This is a genomic window from Mucilaginibacter galii, from assembly GCF_014635825.1.
In the GTDB taxonomy this organism is placed as follows: domain Bacteria; phylum Bacteroidota; class Bacteroidia; order Sphingobacteriales; family Sphingobacteriaceae; genus Mucilaginibacter; species Mucilaginibacter galii.
The window spans coordinates 112,351-124,996 of record NZ_BMDO01000008.1; the positions used below are offsets into that span (position 1 = coordinate 112,351).

The 12,646-nt window shown below is 43.8% G+C and carries 9 protein-coding genes; 7 read left to right on the forward strand and 2 right to left on the reverse strand.

Annotation, left to right across the window (positions count from 1 at the left end; all coding sequences use genetic code 11):
• Window positions 1–67: 67 nt before the first annotated feature.
• Complete coding sequence (locus IEV61_RS14530) at window positions 68–2,101, forward strand: aceric acid hydrolase (RefSeq protein WP_188417762.1); 2,034 nt, start codon at window positions 68–70, stop codon at window positions 2,099–2,101.
• A 191-nt stretch (window positions 2,102–2,292) separates the two neighbouring features.
• A complete protein-coding gene (locus IEV61_RS14535) occupies window positions 2,293–2,979 on the forward strand; it encodes a GNAT family N-acetyltransferase (protein ID WP_188417763.1) in 687 nt (228 codons plus the stop codon).
• 195 nt (window positions 2,980–3,174) lie between these two features.
• Here IEV61_RS14535 and IEV61_RS14540 read toward each other — a convergent pair whose 3' ends face one another.
• On the reverse strand, window positions 3,175–5,493 hold the full coding sequence (locus IEV61_RS14540) for a DUF5703 domain-containing protein (RefSeq protein WP_188417764.1): 2,319 nt from the start codon (window positions 5,491–5,493) through the stop codon (window positions 3,175–3,177).
• Between the two features lie 27 nt (window positions 5,494–5,520).
• Window positions 5,521–6,393 (reverse strand): AraC family transcriptional regulator, encoded by an 873-nt coding sequence (locus IEV61_RS14545; protein ID WP_188417765.1) that lies wholly within the window; start codon window positions 6,391–6,393, stop codon window positions 5,521–5,523.
• A gap of 278 nt (window positions 6,394–6,671) precedes the next feature.
• Here IEV61_RS14545 and IEV61_RS14550 point away from each other — a divergent pair, with 278 nt between their 5' ends.
• The 5 genes from IEV61_RS14550 to IEV61_RS14570 are packed head-to-tail and all read left to right on the forward strand — an operon-like array spanning window position 6,672 to window position 12,580.
• Window positions 6,672–7,817 (forward strand): iron-containing alcohol dehydrogenase, encoded by a 1,146-nt coding sequence (locus IEV61_RS14550; protein WP_229747151.1) that lies wholly within the window; start codon window positions 6,672–6,674, stop codon window positions 7,815–7,817.
• Window positions 7,818–7,872: 55 nt separating this feature from the next.
• Window positions 7,873–8,814 (forward strand): dihydrodipicolinate synthase family protein, encoded by a 942-nt coding sequence (locus IEV61_RS14555; RefSeq protein ID WP_188417767.1) that lies wholly within the window; start codon window positions 7,873–7,875, stop codon window positions 8,812–8,814.
• The gene (gene pdxA / locus IEV61_RS14560; RefSeq protein WP_188417768.1) at window positions 8,804–9,841 is read left to right on the forward strand and encodes a 4-hydroxythreonine-4-phosphate dehydrogenase PdxA; all 1,038 of its coding nucleotides are present in this window, start codon (window positions 8,804–8,806) and stop codon (window positions 9,839–9,841) included. Before IEV61_RS14555 ends, pdxA begins: the two co-directional genes overlap by 11 nt.
• A 5-nt stretch (window positions 9,842–9,846) precedes the next feature.
• Window positions 9,847–10,998, forward strand: a complete 1,152-nt coding sequence (locus IEV61_RS14565) for a four-carbon acid sugar kinase family protein (RefSeq protein ID WP_188417769.1) — start codon at window positions 9,847–9,849, stop codon at window positions 10,996–10,998.
• Window positions 10,999–11,026: 28 nt separating this feature from the next.
• Window positions 11,027–12,580 carry a sodium:solute symporter family protein gene (locus IEV61_RS14570; RefSeq protein WP_188417770.1) on the forward strand — a complete coding sequence of 518 codons (1,554 nt, stop codon included), beginning with the start codon at window positions 11,027–11,029 and terminating at the stop codon, window positions 12,578–12,580.
• Window positions 12,581–12,646 lie beyond the last annotated feature (66 nt).

Sequence of the window (12,646 nt, forward strand, 5' to 3'; positions counted from 1 at the left end):
CTGTATGTTCAAACAAGATTTCTCGTTATCACTCGAAATGACATCATAAGTTATAATCGTAGTTGTGATGAGAAGATTAATGAATTTAGCCTGCGTAAGTGTGCTGTTGCTGGTAGCCAATTACGCCATTGCCCAAAACAAAGCCCTTGTAAATACTTCTGCAAGTCCGTACGCAAAGCTGAGCAGTTTGGATATGGGTAACGTTACCTGGACCAAAGGTTTTTGGGCCGACCGTTTCCAGATTTGCCGCGATACCATGATCCCTAATTTGTGGAAGGTTTATACCGATCCGAAGGTTAGCCACGCTTACAAAAATTTTGAGATAGCTGCAGGATTGGATACCGGATTACACTCGGGGCCACCGTTTCACGATGGCGATTTTTACAAGCTGTTTGAAGCCGTGGCCAGCATGTATGCTGTTACACACGACCCTAAGCTGGACGCACTGATGGATAAAACCATCGCCGTGATTGCTAAAGCGCAACGGGCTGATGGATATATTCATACGCCCACTATTATTGCTCAAAAGAATGACCCGAAAAATGCCAAAGCCTTCGCCGACAGGTTAAACTTTGAAACCTATAATTTGGGTCACCTCATGACCGCCGGATGCGTACATTACCGTGCTACGGGTAAAAAAACTTTGCTCAACGTAGCTATTAAGGCTACCGATTATTTATACAATTTTTACAAAAAAGCATCGCCCGAACTGGCGCGTAACGCTATTTGTCCGTCGCACTACATGGGTGTGGTAGAAATGTACCGTACCACGCGTGATCCCAAATACCTGGAACTATCCAAAAATTTAATCGATATTCGTGGTTTGATGAAAGATGGTACCGACGATAATCAGGACCGCGTCCCATTCCGTCAGCAAACTAAAGTAATGGGTCATGCCGTGCGTGCCAATTACCTGTTTGCCGGCGTTGCCGATGTGTATGCCGAAACAGGAGATACCACATTGATGCATACGTTGAACCTGATGTGGGACGATGTGGTTAACCGAAAAATGTATGTAACCGGTGGAACGGGTGCTTTATATGATGGTGTATCGCCAGATGGGACTTCTTACAACCCGGTAGATGTGCAAAAGGTACACCAGGCTTACGGGCGCGATTACCAGTTGCCCAACTTTACCTCGCACAACGAAACCTGCGCTAACATAGGCAACGTACTATGGAATTGGCGCATGCTGCAAACCACCGGCAACGCCAAGTATGCCGATGTGATGGAATTGGCTTTATACAACAGCGTGCTCTCTGGCATTAGCCTAAACGGTAAAAACTTTTTATATACCAACCCCATGAGCTATTCAGACGATCTGCCGTTTACTCAGCGCTGGTCAAAGGATAGGGTGCCTTATATCAGCTTGTCAAACTGCTGTCCGCCGAATGTGGTGCGCACCATTGCCGAGGTAGCCGATTATGCTTATAGTGTATCTCACAAGGGATTGTATTTTAACCTATACGGTGGTAATGTATTGAATACGGTTTTAAAAGATGGTTCTAAGCTAAAGCTTGATCAGCAAACAGAATACCCCTGGGACGGTAAAGTGAATATCACCTTGCAACAGGTTCCAGCCAAGGCTTATTCATTATTTTTAAGGATACCGGGCTGGTGTAATGGTGCAAGCTTGTCTGTAAACGGACAACCTATTGATGCCACATTAACGACAGGTGAGTATGCGGAAATAAACCGTAAATGGAAAGCGGGCGACCGTATAGAACTTAACCTGCCTATGCCGGTAAAACTCATGGAATCGAACCCTTTGGTTGAAGAAACCCGTAACCAGGTAGCTGTAAAACGCGGCCCCGTGGTGTACTGCTTAGAGTCGGTTGGTATGCCTAAAGGACAGAAGGTATTTAATGTGGCTATCCCGGTTAATAACGATTTAAAGCCTGAGCTTATTGAAATAGAAAATAGCCCGATTATGAGCTTAACCGGCAAAGCCGACCTCAGAAATGAAGGCAGTTGGACTAACCAGCTATACCGTGAAGTGGGCACAAAAACCTCGAAAGTAAATATTCGTATGGTACCTTACTATGCCTGGGGCAACCGCGGCCATGTAGATATGGAGACATGGATACCGTTGGATAGATAGTAAATAATTCATAAAAATGCCCTAATGTCATTTCGAGTGCTAACGAGAAATCCTGTTCATGATGCAAAGTGTGTAACTTACCATTTGAACAGTATCTCTCACTATCGTTCGAGATGACATTTTTTTATAATTCAAATAGTTCTAATAGCCGTACGTGCTTCCATTCATATAAATTTTTTAGGTTTGAGGCAATGGAGCATGTATTAGATAACCCGGCATGGAATGCTTTAAATACTGGTAATAAAAACTTATCGTTAGGCAGCGAAGAGGTTAAATTTTTTGATGAACAAACGTCGCCCTTTGCCGGAATTAACGAATACACGGAAGAAGGCTTTCAGCAACTTTATAACTTATATACCGGACAAAGCCCCAAAGTAGTTATCCTAAAAGAAGAGATCGCCATACCTCAGCCCTGGATTAATTTAAGGCATATGAAATGCCTTCAAATGATTTACCATACTGGAGAGGCTCCGTTGGCATACCAAAGTGGGCTAATTGTTCCACTAACAAATGAACATGTGCCCCAAATGCTCGAACTTACTGCTTTAACCAACCCCGGGCCGTTTGCTTTAAATACCATAACTTTCGGTCACTACAGCGGCATATTCGACGGTAGTAAACTGGTTGCCATGGCTGGCCAGCGTATGAACCCGCTGCCTTATGCCGAAATTAGCGCCGTTTGTACTCACCCCGATTATACAGGGAAGGGATATGCCAAACAATTATTGCTTCAACAGGTAAATCGCATTATAGCAGCCGGCGGTGTTCCATTTTTACATGTATTAGATTATAATGAACGGGCTATAAAAGTTTACGAGTCTTTAGGCTTTGAAACCCGAACCGAATTACACTTTTACGTTATTCAAAAACAGGTTTAAGTTACATGCTGCCTGGAGATTTGAAGGACATGGTAAAGGCAAAACGCTCTTCTTTAAAATTAGAAGCTTATTATTTCAAGTGATAACGAGAAATTTTGCTTGTACGTACAATTCGTCTAATTTGAAATTAAACAAGATTCCTTACTATCGTTAGAGACAACAATTAAACTACAAAAGAATCTTAGTTTTAGAAAGCTACTTCAACATATTCACCACATCCTGCCTGCGGCTTTCGGGCCATACCTGCAAATTAACAAGTTTTCCATTTTTCACAGTAGCTTCAACGGTTGTTTGGTAGGGGGCATGCAGCTTAAAATGTACATCCCAGGCTTTAGGCCAGGCAGGTAGCAGGTAGATCTTTTTGTCGTTGGTTTGCAGCAGCATTTCCTGTAAGCCTATCATGCCGGAGCCACCCCAATTGTGGTCTGGTGTCCAATCAAAACCCGGTCCCCAAAATGCCGGGAAGCGCCGGCCGGAATCTTTTAATTTTAAAAGCGTTAATTCGGCAGCGTCATTCGTTAGTCCAAGGCGAGCGGCAAAAATATTATCTTGTTTCCAGCCTTTGCTACTCCTGAACTTTACCGCCAGCGTATCATATTTCCAAGTGTTGATGGCCACGTCCAAATCAGGTTTGCCAACACCATACATTCCCCAGGGAAATACCGGGTACATTTGTGTAGTCTCAACGTTATTAACCCTTTCCCAGCTTTGCGCAGGTGCAATAGTTTTATGCCCGTTAAACTCAGCAAAGCTAATAGGAGGTATGCGTTGAAGCATTAATACCCAGTTACTTCTTTTTGTATCACTCAAGTAACCGGCAGGCAATTCAAGCAAACTGGTAAGCACCGTTTTGAGCGCAACAATAGTAGAAGTGGAGTTGTAAGCCATCTTGTACGTTTCGCCGCCCGAACCGGGGTAGAGCACCAGGTGTCCCGAACCGTCAAGCGCTTTACTTCCGCGGTTGTGGGCCAGGTATTGGTAATGTTCGTTAAAAAAGGTAAGGCAGCTTTCAATAAACGGAATATATGGTTTTATATCTTTGCCGGCATAGCGCCCGGTTTCGAGCATCATGTAACAAAACTCCAGCACTGTGTCCCATTCATATTCCAGCCAGGCATTATATTCCATGCCTTTATCATACCCTGTGGGACGTTTCCAGCCGTATTCGGTTACGTTGGGCAAGCCAAAGTTTTCTAACTGTTCGGTAAAGCTGGCACCAGGATGATTCCAGTAGGTTTTTGTACGGAGCTCTGCATTATGTAAGGTTTGTAAGTAAAAGTCGAACTGCGGCTTCATTAAATCCCAATCTCCGCTTTTAAGCATAGGCCAGTACACCAGTCGCTGGTTTTGCGCAGTCATTAACCCGCCGCCCCAGTTACGAAAGTCGGGCGTAAAATTAGCTGTGGAATCTGTAAACTGCGGATCGTAGGTGAACAGACCACCGTTGAATTTAGTTGGGTACTTTCCTAAGGCGTTACAACCCAGCATATAACGAAACAGCTGATAATTGCGGCCAGCCTGCCAGGCTTCCGTTTGGGCAGAGTCGGGATTGATGTAAATAAAGCTCCTGTTCCAATAGTCTTTCCACCAATTTTGCGTTTTAACTGCTGCGGTTTTAGATTGTTGATTTGCTGTGGTAATTACCGCCTGCAAGCCTTCTTGCCAATCGTCAAGCGTATGAGCTTGCGCAGTGTGCAGGTAAACTCTAATATTCTGTTTCTTTGAGGCCGACCTGCTCTTCAGCACCCATCCCTTAAACGGCGTACCCAAATAGATTCCTTCATAACTGCCCGAAGCTTGCATGTTATCCCCTTGCATACTACCACCAAAAGTTAATTGTTTAAGTGGATTGAACAACTGTGATTTTACAGCAGATAAACCCTCATGTGCCACCGTAGCATCAAAAACCGTAGTGTCTTGGTTACGGTGATAAAACTGGATGGTATTGTTCTTAAATTCTATCTCATCTTTACGGGTTTTAATGTCGGGACGGTTCGCCCACTTCCAAGAACCCTGGTTATTTTCTTTACCCTTGGTTTGTCGGTCTTCATTACGCCAGCTTTCAAAGGAGGCTTCTGTTATTATTGATCTGTTGCTATTTACTTCTATGTTTATCAATGGGTTAAATACATCAACCCAAACCTTTATTATAGCTTTTATCCCGTTGGCGCTTCCCTCAACAGCAACTGCACCTGTTTGTAATGACAGCTCCTGTTTAAAATATTTGCCTGCAAAGGGATTAGGATATAGTTTAACGCGCACCCTGCCTAATTTCAAGAATGTATTATTTTCATCAAACGTGCCGCTTTTGCTGACGTAAAATAGCAGATCTCCATTTTCTACCCACACGTTGAGTCCAATATCTCCACCACCACAAGGCATCGATTCCCCCGAGTTCTTACTGGAAGTAGTCCATACAATGTTGTTAGATTTTAGCTCTGCCGGTTGTGCTTGCGTATTTTGCCGACACCATAACAGCAAAACGCATAAAATCAATACTAAACGTTTGATCATATTTTGGATAGGTTATACGGCTTACTATTAATTTTTCAAATACCGGCGCTTGTATTCTGCAGGAGTAATGCCTTTTACTTTCTTAAAGTGGCGGTAAAAGTTAGATACATTGTGAAAGCCGCATTCAAAACATATTACTTCGGTAATTAATTTGTTTTCGACCAGGAAACGGCAAGCGTGGCTTATGCGTATCTCAATCAAAAAGTCGTAATAGGTTTTGTTGGTCATTAATTTAAAGTAGCGGCAAAAAGAAGTCACACTTAAATTGCTCAAAGCTGATATCTCTTTCAGGGTGATGTCGCGCTTATAGTTTGAGAGCGTGTAAGTGTAAATCTGGCTTAACCGGGCATCGTCCATTTCGCTCGGTTGCTGAAAAGCGTTCAGGTTGTTTACAATAGGTTTATAATCTGTGGTTTCGGCCAGCTGCTTCAAAATCGTCAACATAATAATAAGGCGGTCAAGGCTACTGGCTTCCACACCCGATCGCATTAAGTCAATTACCCGCTCTTTGGTGGCACCGTTGATGATCATGCCGCTTTTAGCTCTTTCATACAGCTTATTTATAAGGTAAGCTTCCGGCAGCGTTAAAAGATCCTTACCTAAACAGGTGGGTAAGAACTGAAAAACTATGGCCTCAATGTTAAGGCCGCTGTTGTGGTGGTAATATTCTTCGCGGCACCGCCAGGCGTGGGGTAAATTCTGACCGAGCAAAATTAATTCGCCCGACGAAAAATTGCCGATATTGTCACCAATAAAACGCACACCCTCACCTTTGATATTGTAATGCAATTCCAACTCGGGGTGGTAGTGCCATATGTTGCCAAAGTTTGGCTTAATATCGTGCCTGATGCTGAACGAACTTTCTGACTCTCCTGATAATTTACGGTAAATGGGCTTCATGGTAAAAGCAAATAATTAGTGCTTTAAATATAGAAATACATTATAAAAATTATAACATATATTCCTTTAAAACCAGTGTTAATTGGATATGATGGTAAGATGGTACCAATTATAGAAAAAATGCTATAATTTATGGAAACGCTTTTGCGCTAAGTTTGTGCATACACAATCCGTATTAAACCAAATTAAATTAGCGTCTGCATGTACAATTATTCCGGTTCGGGTATACTGAAAAGTAAATGCTGCAGCAAGATAAGTAAGTAACATTTATGGCTGCAATGCAGAATTTAAAAATTCACTTTCCCGGAAAACTAATTTTCGGCAACGGATCACTTAACAACCTGGCCGATGAAGTTTTGCAATTGGGTTGTTCACGTGCTTTAATTATTACTATCGAGCCGCTGCTACCGCAATTGCAAGCGTTTTTAAAGCAGTTAAAGGATCATAACATAACCACCACTATTGATACCAGTATAGTTCAGGAACCAAGCTTTACTGATTTTTATAATTTACTGCAACGCGTGCAGCCCGTCAACCCCGACCTGGTGATAGGCATAGGCGGTGGCAGTGTGTTAGACATCGCCAAATTGGTAGCCGCACAATTGGATAACGAGCAGACCATACAAGAAATTGTGGGAAACGGTTTGCTGAAGCAACGCAATCAAAAGCTTATTTGTGTTCCGGCCACTTCGGGTACGGGTAGCGAGGTATCGCCCAATGCCATATTGGTTGATGATGCCGACAATCAGAAAAAAGGAATCATCAGTCCGTATTTAGTGCCCGATGTAGTGTATATAGACCCCTTGCTCACCATAAGTGTACCACCTGCTATTACCGCAGCCACCGGGCTCGATGCTTTAACCCATTGCCTGGAAGCGTATACCAATAAGTTTGCACAGCCATTTATAGATATATATGCGTTTGAGGGAATGCGGTTAATTGCCGCTAATCTTACGCAAGCAGTACATCAGGGAAGCGACACCGAAGCACGCAGCCAGGTTGCTATGGGCAGCCTGTTAGGTGGGTTTTGCTTAGGGCCGGTAAATACAGCAGCTGTACATGCATTGGCTTATCCTTTGGGAAGCATGTTCCACCTGGCGCATGGACTGTCTAACGCCTTGCTGTTGCCTTACATCATGGAATTTAACATTCCTGCGGCTCCAAAACGTTATGCCGATGTGGCCATGGCTTTAGGATGTAAAAAACAAGCCGACGACACAGATACAGCAAAGCTTGGGGTTAAAAAGATCCGGACACTCATAAAAGATTGTGGCGTACCTGCAACATTGGGGGAGGTGGGTATCCCGCGGGAGGCTATACCGCAAATGGCCGGGGATGCAATGAAGATAACCCGGTTGCTTAATAACAATCCGCGCGAAGTTACGCTACAGGATGCCATTGATATTTATATGGCAGCCTATTAAAAGTTTCGCTCAGGCATAATGCAATGTTCCCTAATTAATGAGACTAAAAGGTTAAATGAATATAGATAAGAAATTTAAAGGTAATGTAATACCGGTGGTAACGCCGCTCACGGCTCAGTGTACGTTAGATACTGAGGCTTTGGAGCGGATGTTCTATAACCTGATACATCACAAGGCATCCCCATTCATTTTGGGGACCACAGGCGAATCGGCATCGTTTTCGGTAGAGGTAAAGAACGACTACATTAAGCAGGCGCTCAGACTAAAGCCTGCTGATGCCGTCTTATACGTAGGTATATCCTCAAACAGTATTGAGGAATCGGTTGAAATGGCTAAACGCAGTTTTGATGCAGGTGCCGATGCTGTGGCTGCAACCCTGCCTACGTATTACAGCCTTACCACCGACCAAATGAAAAGGTATTTTACCGAGTTGGCCAACCAGGTTACAGGGCCTATGCTCATTTATAACATACCGGCCACCACGCACATGTCTATACCGTTGAGCTTAATTGATGAATTGAGTTACCACGAGAAAGTTGCCGGCACAAAAGATTCGGAGCGTAACATGGAACGGCTTACGCAATCTTTAAAATTATGGGCTTCAAGAACCGATTTTAGTCACTTTGTAGGCTGGGCTGCACAATCTGCCTACGGACTGTTAAATGGCAGCGATGGTCTCATCCCAAGTACAGGTAACCTGGCACCCGAAATTTATTGCAGGTTAGCCGAGGCGGTAGACAACAACGATGCTGAAGGAGCGTACTACTACCAGCATCAGTCGGATGTATTGGGTAACTTGTACCAGTCGGGCCGTTTACTGGGGCAATCGTTAGCGGCTTTAAAAGCGTTGATGCAGGAAGTTGGATTATGCCGTTCTACCATGATGTCGCCCTTACAGGAGCTTTCGTCGGTTGAAAATAAAACACTCGTTAGTGATTTTTACGAGTTGATAGAAAAAGAAGGAATTGTACTTAATAAATTAAATCATGCCAGATAAACCCATTATAGGTATTACCATGGGCGACCCAGCAAGTATAGGTCCCGAAATTGCCGTTAAGGCACTGTTAGATGAAGAAATCTATACAATATGCCGTCCGTTTATTGTTGGCGATGCCAGCGTGTTTGAGCATATTATTCAAAAGCTTGGCTTGCAGGCATCTCTAAATGTTATACACGAGGTAAGCGAAGCCCGTTTTAATTATGGCGTGATAGATGTTTACGATTTAAATAATGTAAACCTTGATGAGTTGGAGTTTGGCGTGGTATCGGCTATGGCGGGTAACGCAGCTTTTGAGTCGGTTGTAAAAGTGATAGAACTGGCTATGGCCGGCAGTATTGATGCAACCGTGACCGGTCCGCTAAATAAAAAATCGATGAACGAGGCCGGGCATCATTTTGCGGGGCATACAGAAATCTACGCGCAGTATACCGGTACCAAAAAGTACGCTATGCTGCTGGTAGAAGATAACATGAAAGTGATCCATGTATCCACGCACGTATCGTTGCGTCAGGCTTGCGACCTGGTTAAAAAAGACCGCATTGTAGAAGTTATTGAACTGCTGCATAACGGTTTGATAAGTTTAGGAGAAACCAACCTTAAAATAGGGATTGCAGGCTTAAACCCGCACGCCGGCGATTCGGGCTTATTTGGTACCGAAGACGATGAAGAAATACTACCGGCGGTAAACCAAGCCTTAAAGCTGGGTTACGATGTAGAAGGCCCCGTGCCTGCCGATACACTTTTTTCCAAAGCCGCCACGGGCAACTACGGTGGGGTAGTGGCCATGTACCACGACCAGGGGCATATTCCGTTTAAGCTTTCTGGCTTTAAATGGAACGCCGAGAAAAAGCAAATGGATAGCGTGAAAGGTGTTAACATTACCATGGGACTGCCCATTATACGCACTTCGGTTGATCATGGTACCGCTTTTGAAATTGCGGGCAAAGGCATAGCCAGTGCCGATGCCATGACACTTGCCATCAAATCGGCGGTACAGCTGTCAAAAAACAGGATAACTGCTTAACTAAAATGATAGCCGTAATTGCTGATGATTTAACGGGTGCGGCCGAAGTAGGAGGAATAGGATTACAATATGGTTTTACCGTCGAAATAACAACCGAAGTAAATGTAGCCTCAACCGCTGATTTGCTGGTGATCAATACCGATTCCAGGTCAAAAGGTGAGCCTGAAGCTGTAATTGCAGTGGTAAAGGCATGCAAGGCCATTAAAGCATTGAATCCGGAGCTGATCTATAAAAAGATCGATTCGGTAATGAGGGGCCATGTACTTGCCGAGCTTGAAGCAGAAATGGGTATACTGGAAAGGACTGCGGCGCTCATCATTCCGGCTAACCCTCATTTAGGGCGCAATTTTGTTAATAACACTTACCTTATTAATGGCGTTCCGGTGCACCAAACATCATTTGCCTTTGACCCAGAATTTCCGGTTAGCGGTTGCGAAGCGGCGCAGATGTTAAGGGCGCGTCATCAGCCCGTTGAAGTGCGGAAACATACAGAACTACTACCCAAGAGTGGTATTGTGGTAGGCGAAGTTGAAACTGCTGATGATCTAAATAGTTGGTCAACATCTATCAATTCAACCCATTATTTAGGCGGTAGTTCGGGGTTCTTTTCTGCTTTGTTGAAGTCGCTTCCGTATGCATCCTCGCAAAAAAACAGCAATTACCGCCTTGGTAAGCCAGTGCTTTTTGTGAGCGGCACTACCTTTAATGTAAATACCGGTAAAATAAAAGATTATCATCAGGCGGGCAAACCGGTGAGTTATATGCCGAAGGCTATCATGTACGGTCAAGATGCTGCGATAGAGATTATTGATGTGTGGGCGGCCGAGATAGTTAATTTGCTGGCTCAACATGGCAAGGCTTTAATAGCCATAGATCAAAATATGATGCCCGATGCTAATGTTACTGCATTAGTGCTGCGCCGTAACATGGCTGCAGTAGTAAAACAGATTTTTGATAACGCAAATATTGAAGAGCTCATCATTGAGGGAGGATCAACAGCAGCTGCAATTTTAAGTTCGCTAAATATTAATACGTTATTTCCGGTGCAGGAACTTGCACCCGGAATAATAAGAAGCAGGACTATGTATCCTCAAAATATACATGTTACTTTGAAGCCGGGCAGCTATCCATGGAGTGAGAAGCTATGGAGTTTTTAAGGCCGCCCCAATACTAACCAATTGTAAAATGACTAAACCTATGTTAGGTGTAATTGATTATTTAATAATCGTTGCAGTGCTTTTAACAACGCTACTCTTAGGGTTGAGGTATGCCAAAAATCAAAATACAACACAATCATACTTTGCCGCCAAGGGGCGGGTTCCTGCCTGGGCCATTGGTATGTCGTTGCTGGCCACGCTCATTAGCAGTGTTACGTTTTTAGGTTATCCCGGCGAAGGCTTTTCATCCAACTGGATACTTTTGGTGCAGGGCTTAATGGTGCCCATTGTATTGCTTGGCACTATATGGTTCATTGTGCCGCTTTTCCGCAAGGTCATAGGCCTAAGTACTTATGAGTACTTTGAAAAACGGTTTGGCCTGGTTGCCCGCTATTACAGTTCCATAGCCTTTGTGCTACGGCAATTTGCAGGTATGGGCACGGTGTTTTTCCTGCTGGCTGTGGCTTTGAATAAAATGACCGGTGGTAATATGTATTTTATTATTGCCGTGGTTGGTGCTATCATTATTGCCGTAAACCTGATGGGTGGCATTGAGGCCGTAATTTGGTTAGATGTTTTTCAGGGTTTCATGCTGTTTGCCAGCGGCATTATTTGCCTGTTGGTACTAATATATTCCATCAAAGGCGGTTTGCCCGAAATATGGAAGGTGGCATCGGCCGGTAAGCGAACTGGTTTTGGGCCATATGATATTGATTTTACCAAGCTTACATTTATTGTAATGGCTATCAACGGTATGTTTTACGCCATACAAAAATACGGTACCGACCAAACTGTGGTGCAACGTTATTTAACCGCAAAAACCGATAAGGCGGCCATCAGGGCATCTATCCTCGGCATATCGCTAACAGTACCCGTATGGGCTTTATTCATGTTTATTGGCACCTGCCTTTATGTTTTTTATAAGCAACATGCACTGCCTTCTGATACCAATCCTAATGCTATATTTCCTTACTTCATCATGACCCAGCTGCCCACCGGTGTTGTTGGGTTTATATTAGCAGCTATGATATCGGCCGCTATATGTAGTTTGAGCGCCGATTTGAACTCGCTTGCCGCTGTAGGCGTTGAAGATTATTATAAGAAGCTTTTTCCTGACAAAAACGATGTGGCTTATTTAAAAAGCGGCCGCTTAATGATATTGTTATCGGGCCTTTTAGCCATGGGGATAGGCTGCATTTACGTGAATATTGGTAACGAAGGCATCCTGGGAATCATCTTTACCTTGTACGCCATATTTTCGGGTGGTATTGTTGGTATATTTTTGTTGGGCGTTTTTAGTGCAAGGGCCAATAGCCAAGGTATAAATATCGCCATTTGCGTATGTATTGTTTTTACGGCATATGCTTTTTTAACCTCTACACCCATTGGTGTAGGCGAGCATAAATCGGTATTGCTCGATATGGGTAAGTATAACTTTATACATAACAAACTCATGGTAGGCGTGTATAGCCATTTGGTGGTGATAGGCGTGGGGTATGTGGCGAGTTTGTTTTTCCCCAAACCCGTATTAGATCCAAACTTACTTTACAGCGGCCGTAACGCTTCCACAACCGCTAATTAATTGAAAAAGATAGCTGCGGTTACGGGGTTAACATTACCTTAATGTTTGATTTATATCTTCGACCAA

Coding starts and splice junctions, on each gene's coding strand:
- IEV61_RS14535 (WP_188417763.1), top strand. CDS start 2,293: ATGGAGCATGTATTAGATAACCCGGCATGGAATGCTTTAAATACTGGT.
- IEV61_RS14530 (WP_188417762.1), top strand. CDS start 68: ATGAGAAGATTAATGAATTTAGCCTGCGTAAGTGTGCTGTTGCTGGTA.
- pdxA (WP_188417768.1), top strand. CDS start 8,804: ATGCCAGATAAACCCATTATAGGTATTACCATGGGCGACCCAGCAAGT.
- IEV61_RS14555 (WP_188417767.1), top strand. CDS start 7,873: ATGAATATAGATAAGAAATTTAAAGGTAATGTAATACCGGTGGTAACG.
- IEV61_RS14565 (WP_188417769.1), top strand. CDS start 9,847: ATGATAGCCGTAATTGCTGATGATTTAACGGGTGCGGCCGAAGTAGGA.
- IEV61_RS14545 (WP_188417765.1), bottom strand. CDS start 6,393: ATGAAGCCCATTTACCGTAAATTATCAGGAGAGTCAGAAAGTTCGTTC.
- IEV61_RS14540 (WP_188417764.1), bottom strand. CDS start 5,493: ATGATCAAACGTTTAGTATTGATTTTATGCGTTTTGCTGTTATGGTGT.
- IEV61_RS14570 (WP_188417770.1), top strand. CDS start 11,027: ATGACTAAACCTATGTTAGGTGTAATTGATTATTTAATAATCGTTGCA.
- IEV61_RS14550 (WP_229747151.1), top strand. CDS start 6,672: ATGCAGAATTTAAAAATTCACTTTCCCGGAAAACTAATTTTCGGCAAC.